The sequence below is a fragment of the Pedobacter sp. 01N310 genome (assembly GCF_056399805.1).
In genome coordinates this window covers 181453-199245 of the sequence record NZ_JBFTSB010000006.1, presented here as the reverse complement: position 1 = coordinate 199245, position 17793 = coordinate 181453, and the positions used below count along the sequence as shown (strand labels likewise).

The following is a 17793-nucleotide window of genomic DNA, read 5'->3' as shown; positions in this document are numbered from 1 at the left end:
AGCCTGAACATCGATGATGCTCAGGCTTTATCATATTGTTAATTCTTGATTTGCTATACCGCGTCAGATAAAGAGGTAAAAGTAAAATCTCTTATTCTTAATGGAGGTAAAAGATAGTTGGCTTCCGATTCGGCACTAACTGTTCTTTCGGCTATTCCGATTTCATCCAGGTTGTTCAACATAATAATCGGACTTTCATTGAAACGGAAATTTTTGACTGGGAACTTGATCTCTCCATTTTCGATGTAAAAAGTACCATCCCTGGTCAGCCCTGTAAGCAAAAGGGTTTGTGGATCTACCGTGCGGATGTACCATAAGCGTGTAACCAATATACCTTTTTCTGTTCCTTTGATCAGCTCTTCCAGGGTTTTCGTTCCGCCCTTCATAATGGCACCACCCGGGAAGGGGATCGCTTTAATCCCAGTTTTTTGCGCCCAGTACCTCGAACTGTATAAATTTTTAACTACTCCTTTTTCTATCCAATTTACTTTCTGCTGTGGCCTTCCATCCCCAGACCATGTTGCAGTTGGCAGTTCGGGGTTCCATGGGTCAGAGTAAATATTTACTCTTTCATCCACCAGCTGTTCTCCCAATTTTGTCTTGCCTCCGGTTTTGCTCATAAAGCTCCGTCCTTCATCGGCCTGCCTGGCATCCATCGAGAAGAATAGGTTTTCCAGCATCACTGCTACCGCAGTCGGTTCTAAAATAACGGTATACTTTCCTGGCTCAATGGCCTTTGCCGTTACCGACGACATGGCCTTTTTGGCTGCTATAGCTGTATCAGCTTTTGCGTTGAGTTTGCTAAAATCGTTGTATCCCCTTGTGGCATAACCAGATCCTTTACCATCATCAGTTCTTACGGTAATATTAAAAGCTACATCGGTTGAAGTATTGTAGGCAAATAAACCTTTACTGTTCATCATTGCCGAACAGCCTATACTGTTGGATAAAAACCCTGCAGCATTCAGCTTGCTGTCTATAGCCTGTTTTAAACTGGCCTGTACTGCATCGGCCCTGTCTTTCGGGGTAACGGCTGCTGTAGCCGGAGAAAAGGTAGGCGAATCGGCACCATATTCCTGCGGACTGAGAAAAGGCATAAATTCAGGATTTTCGGGTGCCAGCTGAGCAAGTTCTTCTGCCCTGCGCACTACTTTTTCCAATGAGGCATCGTCAAATTCATTTATAGTGGCCGTACCCAGTTTTTTTCCGAAGGCAGAACTGACTACCAGGCTGTTGGCGCTTATCCCCCCACTGGTTGATACCGAATTTCGGGCGTACCTTATATTACCGCTATCTGAGCAATTTAGGTTTACTTCACATTGTTCTGCTTTAGAGTAAGAAAGTACTTTAGTTAAAAGGGCCTTTGCTTCTGCTTTTGTTAAGATTGGCATAGTTTCTATCAGATTTTTCTAGCGGTGTTGATAACATTAACTTTATTAAAACGTGTGGTTGCCGATCCATGGGAGACAGCACTCACCTGACCTGGCTGGCCTTTACCATCGAAAAAAGAGCCTCCTAAACGGTAATCGCTTTCATCGCAGATAGCCACGCACGAATTCCAGAATTCCTGGGTATTGGCCTGATAGGCTACATCTTTAAGCATACCTGCGATTTTGCCTTCTTTAATTTCGTAATAAAGCTGACCGCCGAACTGGAAATTATAACGTTGCTGATCGATCGAGAAAGACCCATCGCCTACAATGTAAATGCCTTTTTCAACATTTTTAATCTGATCGGCTATGCTCAGCTTGGCTTTGCCCGGCTGCAGTGAAATGTTGGCCATACGCTGAAACTGCACACTGCTCCAGTTATCGGCATAACAACAGCCTTGTGAAGCATTTAAACCTAATATATGCGCCTGATCTCTGATGGCCTGGTAATTTACCAATATACCGTCTTTAATTACATCCCATTTTCCGCATTTTACACCTTCATCATCATACCCAACAGCTCCTAATGATCCGACTTCGGTTTTATCGGCAGTAATATTTACTTCTTTGCTGCCATAATTAAATTTTTTAGATTCCCATTTGTCAAGTGTCAGGAAACTGGTTCCTGCATAATTGGCCTCATAGCCCAACACGCGATCAAGCTCGGTTGGATGACCGCACGATTCGTGTATGGTTAACCATAAATGTGAAGGATCCAATACCAGATCATACTTACCTGGCTCTACTGATTTTGCCTTCATTTTTTCACCCAACTGCCTGGCTCCCTGTGTGGCATCTTCAAGCATATCGTACCTGCCTTTATAAAGCGTGCCCGAAGCTGTTTGTATTTTATCCTGTGGCCTTGCATCCAGGTATTCGTATCCCTTGCCAGTAGGTGCACTCAATGCATTTCTCGTTTCGAACTTACCAGTTGCCTTATCTATTTTAGTGATAAAAAAAGTAGGCCAAATACGGTGGATGTCCTGATCAATATAAGAACCATCGGTAGATGCAAAATATTTTTGTTCATTTACGGCGAATAAGATGGAGTTGATGTAATCTGCACCACCTTTCATTGCCGCATCGTTCACCGCCAGCAATAAATCTACCTTTTCTTTTACGGGTACCTCAAAGGTATTTTTCTCAATCGGTGCTTTCCAGCTTACCTCACCATATCCTTTTTGTGGCGCCAGCTTTACGGGCTCTCTTAACAAACGGGCATTTTCTTTGGCAATAGTTACCGCCAGTTCGGCTGCTTTGGCAATACTATCTTTGTCCATTTTGTCGGTTGCCGCAAATCCCCAACTGCCATTCGAAATTACCCTGATACCAATCCCATACGATTCGGTATTTACAATATTCTCTACTTTATCCTCGCGTGTAACAACGTATTGGTTAAGATACCTGCCTACACGCACATCAGTATAAGTTGCGCCTTTTGAGCGTGCCGCATTTAGGGCTACATCAGACAAGATTTTTTTAGCCGCCGGATCGATATACGTTAAGGCTTGCTCGGGGGAAATCTCTTTCCCAAAAACTGGAATAGCAGGAAGCATAGCCGCGGCAGCCCCTACGCCAGTTAAATAAATAAAGTTTCTACGTTTCAAGATGAGATTGTTTTAAGTTGACTGAATATAAGTGTTTTAACTTATATTAAAAAAACTTCTTGATCCTTGTACTGTTTAGGTTGTTTATTTTTAGGAAAGCAATAGCAGCAGTCCATAGGTCAGTTTCTTCCTGCTCTACCTTCTGCCATGAAAAACGGCATTCGTTCAATCAGGTTTAGTTTAGCCATTTTCTGCTACTATGTCGGTTTTCTGTGCCACAGCCCCAAGTCCATAGCCCTGATCGGAGCGGCATCCCCGATATTTCATCGGGATAAAGCAAAGAGCAGGACTAACATAAAAAAAAGCGAATGACGCTGTGCTCCAAAATAAACAATAAGCTTAACATGTAATTTCCCTAGTGGTGTTAACAACGGAATTAATAAGACTATAAAAAGATAATCAACTCGCTTGAATGCTCATCATCAGAGACAAGTTATGGCTTCTGGGAAATTGAAACCTCTGTATTTATTTTATTCAAATTATCTCGGATAAGATTTAAATCTTCAGCTTCCATATTTTTTAACGGAATAACCAGTTGCGTAGCCATCGAGTCTACATCGCCTCCCTTGTCTTTATAGGTCTGCACAATTACGTCGTCACCTTTGGTATGGATATACAATTTGCCCGAAGTAGTTGTACCATAATAATCCATATCTTTAAATTTCGACAGCTTAAATGCGAAATACTCTGTTTTACCGTTATTAAAATAACGTTTGTAACGACAAAAGCCATTGTTGGTAACATTTAGCTCATAACGCTTTACTTGGTCGCTTTCCTGACTGTTATCGTAATGATCGGTAAATGTTTTTTGAAGAAAATTGATCGATTGTGCTACGGTTTCGGGGTCGGAAAAAGCACATAAAAACATACAAAAAGCCGAAAGAAGGGATATTTTCAAGCAGAGTGTAAACTTTTTCATCAGGTTAGCGTTTTAAACACACCAATTTAATTAAAATCATAAATTTGTATATGAGTTTTTCTCCACAATCAAGAGTTTGGGTATACCAAAGCGATCGCAAATTTACTTCTGTTGAAGAAAGTGAGATCTTAAATAAATTAGCAGCTTTTACAAACCAGTGGAAAGCACATGGAAATGAATTGCTTGCAAAAGCAGAAATCCGCTATGGCTTTTTTATTATCCTAACGGTCGACGAAAGCCAGGCGGGCGTTACCGGTTGCTCTATTGATAGCTCTGTTCGCTTAATTAAAGAAATTGAACAGGAATACCATGTAGACCTTTTTAACCGCTTCAATATTGCCTATAAAGTAAATGGAGAAGTTGTAGTAAACAGCAAAGAAGATTTTGAAACTTTGGTAAATATCAAACAGGTAACACCAGAAACGATTGTTTTTAACAATATGGTACAAAATCTGGCAGAGTTGGAAAGCAAATGGGAAGTGCCATTCCAAAACAGCTGGCATTCTACTGTTTTTGCCCATTTATTGTAAGCCATATGTTCATTGTAGATCTTAAATATATTGTTCCGCTAACCGAGTTGGATGAACATATGGAGGCCCATGTCCAATATTTAAAGAAATACTATGAAAAAAACATTTTTGTTGCTTCGGGCAGAAAAGTACCCCGAACTGGTGGAATCATTTTAGCACTGGCAAAGGATGAAGAAGCTTTAAAAAAAATCCTGATGGAAGATCCGTTTTACATCAATCGATTGGCCGATTTCTCCATTACACATTTCTTAACCTCACAATACCATCCTGATCTCGAATCACTTTTAGGAAAATAATCCTTAAAACCCGTAGTAATATCCTACATTATTTTCACTATTGCTCAAACAATTAGCTGGCAAAAAACATTATATTGGTTAAATCAAATAATGTCTATGAAGCGCTGGCTCAAAATCTCTTTAAAAATTATATCGGTTATTGTTGTTCTGATTATCCTCACCTGGTTGGCAGGAGCATTTTACATCAGTAGAAATAAAAAAGAAGTACTCGCTTCTATCCTATCACAGCTCAATAAAAATTTAAACGGAAAAATTACCGCTACAAGCATGGAGCCAACACTCCTGAAAAGTTTTCCCGGGGTTTCGGTATCCTTAAACGGCGTTTTACTGAGAGATAGTTTATGGAACCAACATAAACACGATCTTTTAAAAGCGCAGGATATAGATATATCGCTAAACGTACTTTCGCTTATTGTGGGGAACATTAACATTAAACAGATTGCCATCAACAATGCAGCTATTTATATCTACACCGATTCTACTGGTTATAGCAACACAAGTATTTTTAAAAGCAAGCCGAAAAACGAGAAAAAATCGTCACCAAAATCTTCCGCATTAGAAGTCAAAAAAATAGATTTTAATAAGGTTAGCCTGATATTAGATAACAAAAAGAGATTCAAGTTATTCAATTTCGATATCGATCAGATCCAGGGCAGAATGCAGTATCCTGATAGCGGCTGGACAGGTAAAATCAAGTTAATGACGAAAGTGAACAGTTTCGCCTTTAATACCCGAAAAGGAAGCTTTATAAAAGACAAAACTTTAGATGGAACATTAAATGCACATTACAGCCGCGAATTGGATGCAGTAATACTGAGTCCCGAAATCTTGAACATTGGCGGGCACCCTTTTAAAATCGGGGCCAAAATAGAATTGGATAAATCTGCTTTTGCCATTAGCATAGCTGTTGATGATATTTTATTCAAAGATGTTGCCTTACTCTTATCGCCTAATATCTCCTCAAAACTCTTAAAGTTCGGCATAGAAAAACCGATCGATATCCGGGGAAATATTGTTGATGACGGATCAGGGAAATACGGAGATCCCTTGATCAAAGTAGGCATAACCGTTCGGGATAATGTGGTTTCTATTCCGGCAGGCAAATTAACGGCCTGTAATTTTGATGGTTCCTTTACCAATCGGGATACCGTTGGTGGTATTATTGGTGATGAAAATTCATCCATCAAATTCCACAGACTTACGGCAAAATATTTTAATGCACCGCTTAAGATCGACACTTTCACAGTGAATAATTTATCGCGTCCAATTGCTACCGGGTTGGTAACCTCGCAATTTCCCCTATCCAATTTAAACAATTCGTTAGGCACGAACGATTTTGAATTTAAAAACGGAACAGCCAACTTAAGGCTTTACTGTAAGGCAGATATTGATAATTTCAGATTTACAAAACCTGTTGTTTCAGGTAAAATACAGATTGCCGATGCAGATATTCTTTACATCCCTCGTAGGCTTCATCTGGTAAAAAGTGCCTTAAACATCAATTTCAACCAGAACGATTTATCGATACAGAACGGGCATTTCCAGTTGGGCAAAAGCGAACTTAATGTAAGCTGTAGCATTGCCAACTTTGCTAACCTGTATTATACTGCTCCCGAAAAAATATTGGTGAACTTAAAAATGTCGAGCCCGCAGCTCTACCTAAAGGAGTTTTTACCCTTCTTAGGACCGAGAACAGCGAAGAAAAAATCGAGTGGAAACAAACAAGTGGTTTCCAAAGAGCTGAGCAATGTGCTGGAGCTTTCGAAAATGAATATCCGTTTAACCGTTGATAAGGCCATTTATGATAAGTTTCTGGCTAAAAATCTAGATGCCCATATTTCTTTACGTGGCGGGGGTATTTTCTTCAACAAAATAAGCGTGGCCCATGCGGGTGGTCAGTTATCGCTGAATGGACATATTATGCAGGAAGCCGCCTCAAATAGCTTTAAAATCAATTCAAAGATCAGCCATGTAAGTGTTAAAGATTTCTTTTATTCGTTTGATAACTTCGGACAGAATACCATTACCAACAAAAATTTAAAAGGGTATTTATCAGCGTTGGCCAACATTTCCGGAAGGATATCGCACACGGGAAAAATTCTTCCGAGATCGATAAATGGAAAAGTGGTATTCAACCTGAACAATGCCGCATTGGTTAATTTCGACCCGATGGTTAAGGTAGGGAAATTTGCTTTTGCCAACAGGAACTTATCAAACGTAGAAATCAAAAATCTTGATGGAACACTTAACGTGCGTGGTGATAAAGTAGAAATAAGTCCGATGCAGATAAATTCCAGCGCGTTAAACTTTAACGTAAAAGGTATTTATGCTTTAGGGAGTGGTACAAATGTAGAGATGGATATTCCGCTGAGAAATCCAAAGGGTGATGAAAACCTAACCAGATCGGAAAAAAGAGAAGCCCGTATGCGCGGCATCGTATTACACCTAAAAGCTGTTGATGACGAAAAAGGTGGAATAAAAATCAGGTGGAATAAGGATCACGAATAAACTAATAATTGAATGAGAGCGTTTTGAATGATTGAATGTGTTTGTATTTCCTTATTAGAAATTTTTGCACTCAATTATTCAATCACATCATTCAAAATTCAATAATTCTGTCATTCAATCATTCAATCATTCAATCATTAGAAATCAAGCGGCCCTAACCTATTCATATTTCTTAAAATCAGATATTGACGGTGCCTGATGTACGGGGTTGCATTTTTGGGTGTCCACCTTCTGGGGTTTGGAAAACAGGAAGCAATTAAAGCAGCCTGTTTCCTGGTCAGTTTTGTACAGGATTTGCCATAATACTCCTGGGCGGCGGCCTCGGCGCCATAAATCCCATCGCCCATTTCGATTACGTTCAGGTAAACTTCCAATATTCTTTCTTTGCTCCAGAACAGTTCGATGAGTAGCGTAAAATAAGCTTCAAAACCTTTTCTTATCCACGACCTCCCAGGCCACAAGAAAACGTTTTTAGCTGTTTGCTGCGAAATGGTACTTCCACCTTTTACCTTTTTCCCTTTGGCATTACTGGCAAAAGCTTTTTCAATGGCTTTCATATCAAAACCGATATGTTTTAAAAAGAGTTGATCTTCGGCAGATACCGCAGCCCTTTTCATATTATCAGACATATCCTCGAATTTCACCCACTTTTTCTCTGTTTTAAAAGACTTACCATCGGCTTTGCGTTCAATGTTCCGTAGCACCATTAAAAGTGTAATGGGCGGATTGATAAAACGCAGGGCGATTACCCAAAACACAGAAACCAGCAGAAAATATAAAAATACTTTCGTAACAATATTGGTGATCTTTTTTAAAAGAGGATGTTTTGCCTTGCTTTTAGCTCTGGTTGTCCGGGTTTTGGCCATGGCGCAAAGGTAATTAAAGGGACGGAAGATGGGAAATGCAGGAGACGGGAATAATGCTAAAAAAATGTTTTTTTATGATCAAAAAATAAAGCCGAAATGCAAAATTCTCGTGGTAAACCTTTAATGTACGTGAAAATCACTTTGTTTATGTATTTTGTGATTCACTTTTTTAAACAGAGCGCAAAACAAAATTAACCAAATGAAAAAACTAGGCTATCTCTTTCTTGCTGTTACACTATGGAGCTGCAGTACAACCAAAAACATCAATAACCGATCTGAAAAATGGATAACGCTTTTTAACGGAAAAGACATTAAAGATTGGAACGTTAAAATCCACCATCATGATTACAATGTAAACTACGGAAATACCTTTAGGGTTGAAGATGGCATAATACAGGTTCGTTATGATCAATATGGCGATTTTAATGATCAGTTTGGTCATCTTTATTACAAAACCCCTTTCTCTTATTACCACCTCAAATTTAAATACCGCTTCGTTGGCGAGCAGCAAAAAGGTGCGCCAAGTTATACCCTACTCAACAGCGGTGTGATGTTTCATTCTCAGGACCCGAAAACCATGCCTAAAGAGCAAGATTGGCCAATTTCAATCGAAATGCAGTTATTGGGAGGTTTGAGCGATGGTAGGCCCCGCCCTACCGGAAATATGTGTTCGCCAGGTACAGATATTTTTTACAATGGCAGTAAGTTTCCAGGTCATTGTCTGGATTCGAGATCGAAAACATACGATGGCGACCAATGGGTATCCGGCGAGCTGATTGTTCTGGGCGACTCACTAGTCACCCATATTATAAATGGAGATACTGTACTCCAGTACAGCAAACCCCAGATTGGCGGAGGCGTTGCCAATGGCTACGATCCGAAAATTAAAATTGATGGAAAAGCACTTACCCAAGGTTTTATCGCCTTGCAAAGTGAAGGACAGCCTGTTGATTTTAAAGATATCCAGATTATGGAGCTTCCGCATCATAACAACAAAAAATCTAATTAAACATTTTTCGATACTATACGTTACAAGAACATGAAAGTTGCATTAATTACAGGAGGAAGTAAAGGAATTGGTTTCGGCATTGCCGAAGCCCTTTTAAAAGAAGGCTATAAAGTAGCCATTACCAGCAGGACAATTGCCAGCGCAAACCAGGCCGCATCACATTTGGTGGCACATGGTGATGTATTGGCCATTGAAGCAGATGTGGCAGATTTTAAATCTCAGCAAAATACGGTAAATCTGATACTCGAAAAATGGGGACAATTAGATATACTTATCGCCAACGCTGGCGTAGGGCATTTTGCACCTATTGACGAGCTGGATGTAGATTTATGGAAAGAAACCATTGATACCAATTTAACAGGCGTTTTTTATAGTATTAAAGCCAGTGTTGAAGAAATCAAAAAGAATAAGGGACATATTTTTACGATATCTAGCTTAGCGGGTACAAACTTTTTTGCGGGTGGCTCAGCTTACAATGCCAGTAAATTTGGTTTAACAGGTTTTACGCAATCGGTTATGCTCGATCTGAGAAAATATGGCGTAAAGGTGAGTACCATTATGCCAGGATCGGTAGCGAGCCATTTTAACGATCACCAGCCCAATGCTGAAAATGATGCCTGGAAAATCCAGCCAGAGGATATGGGTAAACTGATTGTTGATTTATTGGCCATGCCAGCAAGGACTTTGCCGAGTAAGGTAGAAATCAGACCGACTACGCCGAAGGGATAATGTAAGATGTAGTTAATTCTACAACAAAGTAAAATGTTCTTTATTTATCACTGCGGGAAGCAATAATTGTTTTCCGCAGGCTGTGCTAATTAAGCGTCCTATCAAACTTTTTATCAGCCAATTCATTACATTTTGATAATATTTTTACTGCCGACACAATCAAATGCCCTGACTTTATTACAAAATTCAATAAAATATGACCTGACTTTGTTACAAAAAAATACTATATTTGGGTTGACTTTGTTACAAAATAAAAAATAATGGCATTTAAACGATCCATTGAAGAAAACTTAACTCAATGGAAAAACAGCAAAAATAGGAAACCTCTAATTATTCGAGGGGCACGTCAGGTAGGAAAAACAACACTGATCAAGGACTTTGCGAAAAACTATCCTAATACTATTTTTCTTAATCTGGAGAAGCCTGCACACCGTCAATATTTTGATGATTTTGAAGATGTACAAAGTATTGTTGAAGCACTATTGCTGGGACATGGGATTCAATCAGATAAGATAGCTGAAACTTTGCTCTTTGTTGATGAAATTCAGGAAAGTGCGAAAGCTATACAAATGCTAAGGTATTTTTACGAAGAAATTCCTGAACTGCATGTAATCAGTGCAGGCTCTCTTTTGGAGTTTGTATTACAAAAAGTAAAAAGTTTTCCGGTTGGCAGAGTCGAATTTTTATACTTATATCCTTTAAATTTTCAAGAATACCTTCAAGCTAACCAAAAAGATGATCTATTAAAATATCTGCTTCAAACCCCTGTAAAAGCCGTTGCGCATAAATTATTATTAAAAGCCTTTCATAGATATGCCATTATCGGAGGCATGCCTGAAATAATAAAAACCGATTCAGAAGAACATAACCTTTCAGATCTGCCTATTGTTTACGAAAGCATTTGGGCAACTTACAAGAATGACATAGAAAAATACACCCAGAATGATACAGCGAGAAGAACGATTAACCATATAATAGGTACTGCTCATCTTTTTCTCGATAAGCGTGTTGTTTTTCAAGGTTTCGGCAATTCGAACTATAAATCAAGAGAGGTTGGAGAGGCTTTTAGGATATTAGATGATGCAAAAATTATCCGGTTAATATACCCATCTACCAATACTGAAGTCCCAATTATTCCTGATTTAAAAAAATCACCAAGACTACAATTTTTAGACACAGGATTAGTCAACTACTCATTGGGTATCCAAGGAGAAATGCTTGCTTTAGATGATTTAAGTTCAGCTTACAAAGGAGCCGTTATTCCACATTTATTTACTCAGGAACTGATTTCAGTTGAGCGTATATCTTCTCATAAGCCTAATTTTTGGGTAAGAGAAAAAAAACAGTCTGATGCAGAAGTTGATTTAATTTATGCCTATAAAAAGATTGTAATACCGATTGAAATAAAATCGGGCAGTACGGGAAGCTTAAGATCGCTTCATCAATTCATAGATGCCTCAGAACATCCTTTTGCCATTAGGGTATATGGAGGCGAGTTTAAGCTTGAAAAAACAATTACTCCAGCAGGCAAGCCATATCTCTTATTAAACCTTCCATACTATCTGGGGACACGCATAGCAGAATATTCTTCTTGGCTAACAGAACAAAACCTATAATACTATCGAAATCTTCTTTCTTCCACCCTTATTTGTTATACCAAAAAAATAGCCTCCCGATTTTCATCGAAAGGCCATTTCTATTGATTCTTTAAAGAATGCTTATTCAGCTACTACTTCAAAAGGAACCTGAACTTTAACTTCTTTGTGTAAGTTTAAGTTAGCAACATATTCGCCAACAAATTTAGGTTCAGTTTCGAAAGTAATACGACGACGGTCTACATCAAAGCCTTGTGCTTTTAATGCTTCAGCAATCTGGATGGTGTTAACCGCTCCGAAGATTTTTCCGCTTTCGCCTGCTTTAGCACCAATTGAAAGTTTAACATCAGTTAAACGCTCAGCAACACCTTCAGCATCTTTCTTAATTTTATCTTGTTTAAAAGCAGCTTGCTTCAAGTTTTCAGCTAAAACTTTTTTAGCAGAAGAAGTAGCTAATGCTCCAAATCCTTGAGGGATTAAATAGTTACGGCCATAACCTGGCTTTACTGTAACTACATCATCTTTCTCACCAAGGCCTTTAATATCTTGTTTTAAAATAATTTCCATATCTCTAGCCTCCTATTTTAATTGATCAGCAACGAAAGGTAACAAACCGATGTGACGGGCACGTTTAACTGCCTGAGCCACTTTACGTTGGAATTTTAACGAAGTACCAGTTAAACGGCGTGGTAATAATTTACCTTGATCGTTAATAAATTTCAACAAGAAATTTGCATCCTTGTAATCGATGTATTTAATTCCGTTTTTCTTGAAACGGCAATATTTTTTACGGTTATCCTCTACTTTAGGGGCAGTTACGTATTGTATTTGTTCTCTTGCCATTACGCTGCAACCTCCTTAGTTTTTTTGTTAAAAGCCCCACTACGCTTTTTCTCATTGTAAGCAACAGCGTGTTTGTCTAAACGGATTGTTAAGAAACGTAACACACGCTCATCGCGTTTTAATTCAAGCTCTAATTTTGCGATCAAATCACCTGAAGATTTGTATTCAGTTAAGTTGAAGAATCCGTTTGATTTTTTCTCAATTGGATACGCTAATTTTCTCAAACCCCAATTATCCTCTTGGACAATTTCGGCTCCGTTATCAACAAGGATTGCTTTATATTTGGCTAATGCCTCTTTAGCAACTTCTTCTGATAACAAAGGGGTTAGAACGATAACAGTTTCGTACTGATTCATTGTTATAAATTATGTTTTTAATTTTTAATCCCGAGGTATATTACGGGGATGCAAAAGTAACAATATATTTCTTAAAATCAAATGATTAATTATAAAAAAGAAGAATCGCAAGCAATTAAGAAAGAAAAAGTTACATGATAAAACGAAACACCGAAAAAGACCGCGATACACCTACCTCATCACCATTCTGGTGCCTCAAATCTCATTTCGCATATCTCACATCTAATCTCACAAACAAAAAAAGGGAGACTATCTATCCGACAATCTCCCCATATCAATTAGCTGTAATGTTTAATAAGTTTGTATCGTTTTAACAAAACTCTCTTCTTTATACGTCACCACAAAGGTTAATTCTTTAGAATCTGTTTTGCTGATATTGAATTTTTTTGTCAACTGCACTTTATCTTTAAATACTTCGCTGTAAACCTCGTCATTGTATTCGTTGTATACTTTAACTTCGATTGGATTTTTATCCAGGTTATCCAGATCAAGGGTAACTACCTGATCTTTTTTAGTATAAACCGGTTTAAATATGTTAGATACTTTTGGCTCAGACACCAATGCCTCACCATCTTTGATGGTTACTGTATATTTAGCCAGTTTTAATTCAGACTCTACTTTAAGCACATAGTTTCCGTCAGGAAGTGCATTTAAATCATAAACCTTGCTTGATAAAGCTGAAGCATGGATATTTTCTTCAAATAAAACTTCCTCATCTGCACCGATCAGTGACAGATTAACGTCTTCTGCCTTATCTACAGAAAAACGGATAAACTTTTCTTTTTCGCCTTTTACTTTTAGCGTAAAATTATCATCGTTAGCGTGAACACCCGTAGCAGTAAAAAACAACGCTGCTATTAAACCGATTTTTAAGAACTTTTTCATAACCAATATTTTTAAAGAGTTAATAATTATATGACACCACTAAGGTATGGAGGTAACTGAGATATAGGCGATTGCATATTTTCCAATATCTATGCTAGATTACCCCAATTACAAGGGTATTTTATCATAAGTTATAATAAAGCATATTTTTTATGTATTTTAGTACAATAAATTAGAAAATAATGAAGCCAAGTTTCGAGGTTGTTGAGCCTTCTTTCGGGAGTTCATTCTATTATTCAAAATATGTAGAAAACGCTAATAACATGGCGCACCTCTGGCATTACCACCCCGAAGTTGAAATGGTATTTGTAAATGGCGGTGCCGGAAAAAGGCAGATTGGTAGCCACGTTTCTTATTATACCGATGGCGATCTGATCCTGATTGGCAGCAATCTCCCCCATTGCGGATTTACAGATACCAATACCGGGAATAAAAACGAAACGGTAATCCAGATGAAGCCCGATTTTTTAGGCGCCACTTTTTTAGGCCTGCAGGAGATAAAAGGAATCTATGAGCTTTTTGATAAAGCAAAGGCCGGAATTGCATTTGGCAGCGAAACCAAAAGTATGGTAGGCGACAGGATCGAAATGATGGACGATCAGCCTCCATTCGACAGGCTTTTAACCCTGCTCAGCGTTTTAAAAGAGCTCGAACATGCCAAAGATTATAAAATTTTAAATGCCGACGGGTTTTCGATGGAAATGCAGGTGCAGGATAACGACCGCATTAATATGATCTTTAACTATGTAAAAGATCATTTTCAGGATCAGATCAGTTTGCAGCATATCGCTGAAATGTCGAGTATGACTGTTCCCTCCTTTTGCCGGTATTTTAAAAAGATCACTAAAAAAACCTTTACCCATTTTGTGAATGAATACAGGGTGGTACATGCTTCAAAGCTTCTGGCCGAAAAACCCATCAGTATTGCCAATATTTCTTACGAAAGCGGTTTTAACAACTTTAGCCATTTTAATAAATTGTTCAAGGAGTTTACCGGCAAAAGTGCATCAGAATATAGGCATGAGCTTAAATCAGTGATCAAATAATTTACATCCCTTATTTAACAGAATTTAACAGGCAATAACCAGTTTTTTAGTTATACTTGTTTTTCGATCTAAAGCAATGAAAAACAGTTCTCTACACCAAAAAATCATACTAGCCTTTTTTCTGTCGATAGTTACAGTTGGCCTGTATGCTCAAAAAACAATCAACAGCCCTTCTATTGGTTTCAATAGCAATGGTTCAACACTGAAAATCACTAAAATAGTAACATCAGATACCGCTACCGTGTTATGGTTCACCACCACTTACCCTGCTGGCCAATGGATCAGGATCCCAAAAGACACTTACCTCCAAGACAATGTTGGCTCAGCTAAATATTATATCAAAAATACTGTTGGCGTACCATTAGCCGCACAGTATTTTATGCCAAAAACGGGTGTAGTATCCTATCAGCTAATTTTCCCAAAAGTAAATGCAAAGGCTACAAGCATTGATTATGGAGAAGAAGGTGACAACGCCTGGAAAATTTACGACATTGCCCTGCAGGAAAGCAAAAGTTTACTTCCAAACTTTATTTATACAAGCTGGTATAATAAAAACAATAGTAATCTCGAAGTTGCTTTTTTCAATAAAGAGATAGTTTACAACAACAAAATTTGGTCGTATAAAAATGTCGTTAAAAAAACCAATAGTGTTAATACCACTATATCTATTACCAATGGAAAAGACACCAAACAACTATCAATTAAGGACTTAAAAAACAATAACATTAGCCTTACCATTGGCAATAAAACAATTCAATTGATCAAAAATCAGGTAGATTGTAAAAGGACCATCAGCAAAGAAACCTATAAACTTCCCATCTTCAAAAACGACAGCGCTACTTTTAGTGGTTACATTAAAAACTACAGTCCAAAACTGGGCACTAAAACCTTGATCATATATGTAAACAATATTATCGCAGGAGGACAGGAAAACCAGATCATAAAAATACAGAAAAACGGCTATTTTTCAACAAAAGTAGGAATCTATCACCCTGAAAGAGTTTTCCTTAGGTCAGATATATGCAATGAAAATGACATCTATCTGGAGCCTGGTAAAGAACTTTTCGTAATTATCGGTGATGAAAAAACTAAGTATGCAGGTGAGATGGCCCAATTAAACGAAGATCTTTCCACACTAAATCAAATACAGCTATTCGACTACGAAAAAATCCAGAAAAAGATTGTTCGCATGCCCCCGAATGAGTACAAGGATTACTTACTTGAGCTTCAGGCCTTAGAAAGCAAAAAATTAGATTCTGTACATCGCCTTAATGTTGTAAGCGAAAAGGCTTATCAAATTAAAAAATTAGATATTGTGCTCGGTTATGCCTCGCATATTCTGGAATATAATATGCTTTTTCAAAATGCCACTAGAAGCAGCAATCCAGCGGAAAAAGAGAAAGCAGAAAAATACCCTGATGATTACTACACTTTTATTGATAAAAACATCATCAATGACGAAATATCTGTCATCAGCGGTGAGTATGAAACTTTTATAAACCGGATTAGTTTTCTACCCGGCTTTAATCCAGGAAGCCTTAGTTATACCCATAATTATCGCGATATGGTAAATGCTATCAAAAAAAATGGCAGTATATTAAATGAAAACGACAAGGCATTTGAAACCATGATATCAGAGGATGGTTTATCTTTAAAGACAGATGAAAAGACTGTAATCATTAAAGACAAATGGCTTAAGGATAATGCCGAATTTATTAATTTATTTACGAAAAGATATTTTTCTAACATCCGTCTTAAGCCTATTGATTCTGCCTTTGGCCAAAACCGTGGATTATTGATTAATCTGGTTAAGTCTCAAAATATTTCAAGGCCAATTGTAAAAGAACTCTCCCCGATTAATGATCGCTATCTATCTTACACTTTAGCAGGCATCGACAATGAGTTCGTAAAGGATTATATCAAACTCAGAAACAACGATACCCAAAAACAGATCATCGCCAATAAAAAAAATGGGGGATATTTTGTAAACCAAACACCAAAAGTAGAAGCCGATAAAATTTTAGATAACATTATCAGCAAACATGCTGGCAAAGTTATATTAGTTGATTTTTGGGCAACTTGGTGCGGCCCCTGCCTTAGCGGAATTGAAGAAATCAGGCCTCTAAAAGAAGAAATGAAGGATAGTAATGTGGTATTTGTTTACATTACCGACGAAAGTTCACCTTTAGCTGCCTATCAGAATTTAGTACCAACTATAAAAGGACAGCACTATCGCTTAAAAAGCGATGAATGGCGTTATTTAGCTGATAAATTTAAAATTACAGGTATTCCGCATCAAGTACTGATTAATAAAGAAGGGAAAGTGGTAAATCCAGCTTTGGGATTTATGGATAACGGACAAATAAAAAAACTATTAGAAAAACAACTGTAACAAAGAGATTTAAGACAGCAAACATGAACAAATTTCTGCTGCTTCTAATAGCAAATATTATAAGCCTATCCCTTTACGCCCAATATGTTGATATCAATTTTATTAACTGCAAAATAAGCGAAACCGAGCAAAAGAAGATAGAGAAACTGATAGCTTACGAACGCATGTTCTGTAACGAAATTTTTGAAACCAGAGAGAACATTACTGCACCTGTTAAAATAAACCTCTATGGAAAAAGTAAAGATTATCGCTTAGCGCAAAAAACATATAGTGCACCAATAAATAGTGCTGGATTTTATATTGCCGCAATTAACGAAGCCTTTGTATATAAGAGCAGCGATTTCATTTCGGTAGCACTCCATGAGGCTAGCCATAGTATTTTCCAGTTTAATTTTAAAAAATCGCCTAAATGGCTAAACGAAGGCCTTGCAGAGTTTTTCGAAACACTAGATTTCGATAGCGAGGGAAATTTATACTCCTATCCACAAAGTGGCAGAATTAAGCGTATAAAAGCAGGAATAGATTCGAAAGACACCGAAAGGCTAAAAAATTTCTTTAAAATATACAGTGGTTCATTTTACGGACATGATATAGACGACAATTACAATACAGCTTACAGTGTGATCTACTTTTTTATAAAATCCAAAAGAACAGACCTGCTTAAAAAAGTAATTAAACTAAATACGCAGGGTTACGATACCGAAAAAGCGATTGAACTTACTTTTGGCAGTTTTGATCGGTTTGAAGAAAGATATAAGCTATTTTACAACTATCATAAATAA

General features: G+C 37.7%; 17 protein-coding genes. 9 read left to right on the top strand and 8 right to left on the bottom strand.

The window, feature by feature from the left end; genetic code table 11:
• Window positions 1-53: 53 nt before the first annotated feature.
• From AC1DNH_RS14535 to AC1DNH_RS14525, 3 genes are all read right to left on the bottom strand, one after another.
• Complete coding sequence (locus tag AC1DNH_RS14535) at window positions 54-1391, bottom strand: TldD/PmbA family protein (protein ID WP_477579586.1); 1338 nt, start codon at window positions 1389-1391, stop codon at window positions 54-56.
• An 8-nt stretch (window positions 1392-1399) separates the two neighbouring features.
• Window positions 1400-3037, bottom strand: coding sequence for a TldD/PmbA family protein (locus AC1DNH_RS14530; protein WP_477579588.1), 1638 nt, complete (start codon window positions 3035-3037; stop codon window positions 1400-1402).
• A 433-nt stretch (window positions 3038-3470) separates the two neighbouring features.
• Complete coding sequence (locus tag AC1DNH_RS14525) at window positions 3471-3956, bottom strand: hypothetical protein (protein WP_477579590.1); 486 nt, start codon at window positions 3954-3956, stop codon at window positions 3471-3473.
• A gap of 50 nt (window positions 3957-4006) precedes the next feature.
• On the opposite strand from AC1DNH_RS14525, the gene AC1DNH_RS14520 reads away from it, so the two are divergent.
• The 3 genes from AC1DNH_RS14520 (at window position 4007) to AC1DNH_RS14510 (ending at window position 7290) form a co-directional block, all read left to right on the top strand.
• The gene (locus AC1DNH_RS14520) at window positions 4007-4486 is read left to right on the top strand and encodes an ABC transporter ATPase (protein WP_131030925.1); all 480 of its coding nucleotides are present in this window, start codon (window positions 4007-4009) and stop codon (window positions 4484-4486) included.
• Window positions 4487-4491: 5 nt separating this feature from the next.
• Window positions 4492-4782, top strand: coding sequence for a YciI family protein (locus AC1DNH_RS14515; RefSeq protein WP_477585495.1), 291 nt, complete (start codon window positions 4492-4494; stop codon window positions 4780-4782).
• 96 nt (window positions 4783-4878) lie between these two features.
• Window positions 4879-7290, top strand: a complete 2412-nt coding sequence (locus AC1DNH_RS14510; protein ID WP_477608725.1) for an AsmA family protein — start codon at window positions 4879-4881, stop codon at window positions 7288-7290.
• 137 nt (window positions 7291-7427) lie between these two features.
• On the opposite strand, the gene mtgA is transcribed toward AC1DNH_RS14510, so the two are convergent.
• Window positions 7428-8156 carry a monofunctional biosynthetic peptidoglycan transglycosylase gene (gene mtgA / locus AC1DNH_RS14505; RefSeq protein ID WP_477586021.1) on the bottom strand — a complete coding sequence of 243 codons (729 nt, stop codon included), beginning with the start codon at window positions 8154-8156 and terminating at the stop codon, window positions 7428-7430.
• Between the two features lie 199 nt (window positions 8157-8355).
• Between mtgA and AC1DNH_RS14500 the strand changes: the two genes are divergently transcribed.
• From AC1DNH_RS14500 to AC1DNH_RS14490, 3 genes are all read left to right on the top strand, one after another.
• Window positions 8356-9165, top strand: a complete 810-nt coding sequence (locus tag AC1DNH_RS14500; protein WP_477585511.1) for a 3-keto-disaccharide hydrolase — start codon at window positions 8356-8358, stop codon at window positions 9163-9165.
• A gap of 30 nt (window positions 9166-9195) precedes the next feature.
• A complete protein-coding gene (locus AC1DNH_RS14495; protein WP_477625466.1) occupies window positions 9196-9894 on the top strand; it encodes an SDR family oxidoreductase in 699 nt (232 codons plus the stop codon).
• 260 nt (window positions 9895-10154) lie between these two features.
• On the top strand, window positions 10155-11510 hold the full coding sequence (locus tag AC1DNH_RS14490; RefSeq protein WP_477611263.1) for an ATP-binding protein: 1356 nt from the start codon (window positions 10155-10157) through the stop codon (window positions 11508-11510).
• 102 nt (window positions 11511-11612) lie between these two features.
• Here the strand turns inward: AC1DNH_RS14490 and rplI are convergent, their stop codons facing one another.
• The 4 genes from rplI to AC1DNH_RS14470 form a co-directional block, all read right to left on the bottom strand.
• Window positions 11613-12056, bottom strand: coding sequence for a 50S ribosomal protein L9 (gene rplI / locus AC1DNH_RS14485; RefSeq protein WP_029277406.1), 444 nt, complete (start codon window positions 12054-12056; stop codon window positions 11613-11615).
• A 12-nt stretch (window positions 12057-12068) separates the two neighbouring features.
• Window positions 12069-12332 (bottom strand): 30S ribosomal protein S18, encoded by a 264-nt coding sequence (rpsR, locus tag AC1DNH_RS14480; protein ID WP_010599582.1) that lies wholly within the window; start codon window positions 12330-12332, stop codon window positions 12069-12071.
• A complete protein-coding gene (gene rpsF / locus AC1DNH_RS14475) occupies window positions 12332-12688 on the bottom strand; it encodes a 30S ribosomal protein S6 (protein WP_029277408.1) in 357 nt (118 codons plus the stop codon). Before rpsF ends, rpsR begins: the two co-directional genes overlap by 1 nt.
• Before the next feature lie 291 nt (window positions 12689-12979).
• Entirely contained in the window at window positions 12980-13573 is a 594-nt protein-coding gene (locus tag AC1DNH_RS14470; RefSeq protein WP_477581058.1) for a hypothetical protein, read from the bottom strand.
• 182 nt (window positions 13574-13755) lie between these two features.
• Between AC1DNH_RS14470 and AC1DNH_RS14465 the strand changes: the two genes are divergently transcribed.
• The 3 genes from AC1DNH_RS14465 to AC1DNH_RS14455 all read left to right on the top strand — a co-directional run bounded on the left by AC1DNH_RS14465 (window position 13756) and on the right by AC1DNH_RS14455 (window position 17793).
• The gene (locus AC1DNH_RS14465) at window positions 13756-14619 is read left to right on the top strand and encodes an AraC family transcriptional regulator (RefSeq protein ID WP_477581060.1); all 864 of its coding nucleotides are present in this window, start codon (window positions 13756-13758) and stop codon (window positions 14617-14619) included.
• 76 nt (window positions 14620-14695) lie between these two features.
• Window positions 14696-17011 carry a TlpA family protein disulfide reductase gene (locus AC1DNH_RS14460; RefSeq protein ID WP_477625465.1) on the top strand — a complete coding sequence of 772 codons (2316 nt, stop codon included), beginning with the start codon at window positions 14696-14698 and terminating at the stop codon, window positions 17009-17011.
• Window positions 17012-17034: 23 nt separating this feature from the next.
• Entirely contained in the window at window positions 17035-17793 is a 759-nt protein-coding gene (locus AC1DNH_RS14455; RefSeq protein ID WP_477581063.1) for a DUF1570 domain-containing protein, read from the top strand.

Bases quoted from the DNA above. Each gene is read 5' to 3' on its own strand.
- AC1DNH_RS14535 (WP_477579586.1), bottom strand. From the start codon at position 1,391: ATGCCAATCTTAACAAAAGCAGAAGCAAAGGCCCTTTTAACTAAAGTA.
- AC1DNH_RS14525 (WP_477579590.1), bottom strand. From the start codon at position 3,956: ATGAAAAAGTTTACACTCTGCTTGAAAATATCCCTTCTTTCGGCTTTT.
- AC1DNH_RS14520 (WP_131030925.1), top strand. From the start codon at position 4,007: ATGAGTTTTTCTCCACAATCAAGAGTTTGGGTATACCAAAGCGATCGC.
- AC1DNH_RS14515 (WP_477585495.1), top strand. From the start codon at position 4,492: ATGTTCATTGTAGATCTTAAATATATTGTTCCGCTAACCGAGTTGGAT.
- AC1DNH_RS14510 (WP_477608725.1), top strand. From the start codon at position 4,879: ATGAAGCGCTGGCTCAAAATCTCTTTAAAAATTATATCGGTTATTGTT.
- mtgA (WP_477586021.1), bottom strand. From the start codon at position 8,156: ATGGCCAAAACCCGGACAACCAGAGCTAAAAGCAAGGCAAAACATCCT.
- AC1DNH_RS14500 (WP_477585511.1), top strand. From the start codon at position 8,356: ATGAAAAAACTAGGCTATCTCTTTCTTGCTGTTACACTATGGAGCTGC.
- AC1DNH_RS14495 (WP_477625466.1), top strand. From the start codon at position 9,196: ATGAAAGTTGCATTAATTACAGGAGGAAGTAAAGGAATTGGTTTCGGC.
- AC1DNH_RS14490 (WP_477611263.1), top strand. From the start codon at position 10,155: ATGGCATTTAAACGATCCATTGAAGAAAACTTAACTCAATGGAAAAAC.
- rplI (WP_029277406.1), bottom strand. From the start codon at position 12,056: ATGGAAATTATTTTAAAACAAGATATTAAAGGCCTTGGTGAGAAAGAT.
- rpsR (WP_010599582.1), bottom strand. From the start codon at position 12,332: ATGGCAAGAGAACAAATACAATACGTAACTGCCCCTAAAGTAGAGGAT.
- rpsF (WP_029277408.1), bottom strand. From the start codon at position 12,688: ATGAATCAGTACGAAACTGTTATCGTTCTAACCCCTTTGTTATCAGAA.
- AC1DNH_RS14470 (WP_477581058.1), bottom strand. From the start codon at position 13,573: ATGAAAAAGTTCTTAAAAATCGGTTTAATAGCAGCGTTGTTTTTTACT.
- AC1DNH_RS14465 (WP_477581060.1), top strand. From the start codon at position 13,756: ATGAAGCCAAGTTTCGAGGTTGTTGAGCCTTCTTTCGGGAGTTCATTC.
- AC1DNH_RS14460 (WP_477625465.1), top strand. From the start codon at position 14,696: ATGAAAAACAGTTCTCTACACCAAAAAATCATACTAGCCTTTTTTCTG.
- AC1DNH_RS14455 (WP_477581063.1), top strand. From the start codon at position 17,035: ATGAACAAATTTCTGCTGCTTCTAATAGCAAATATTATAAGCCTATCC.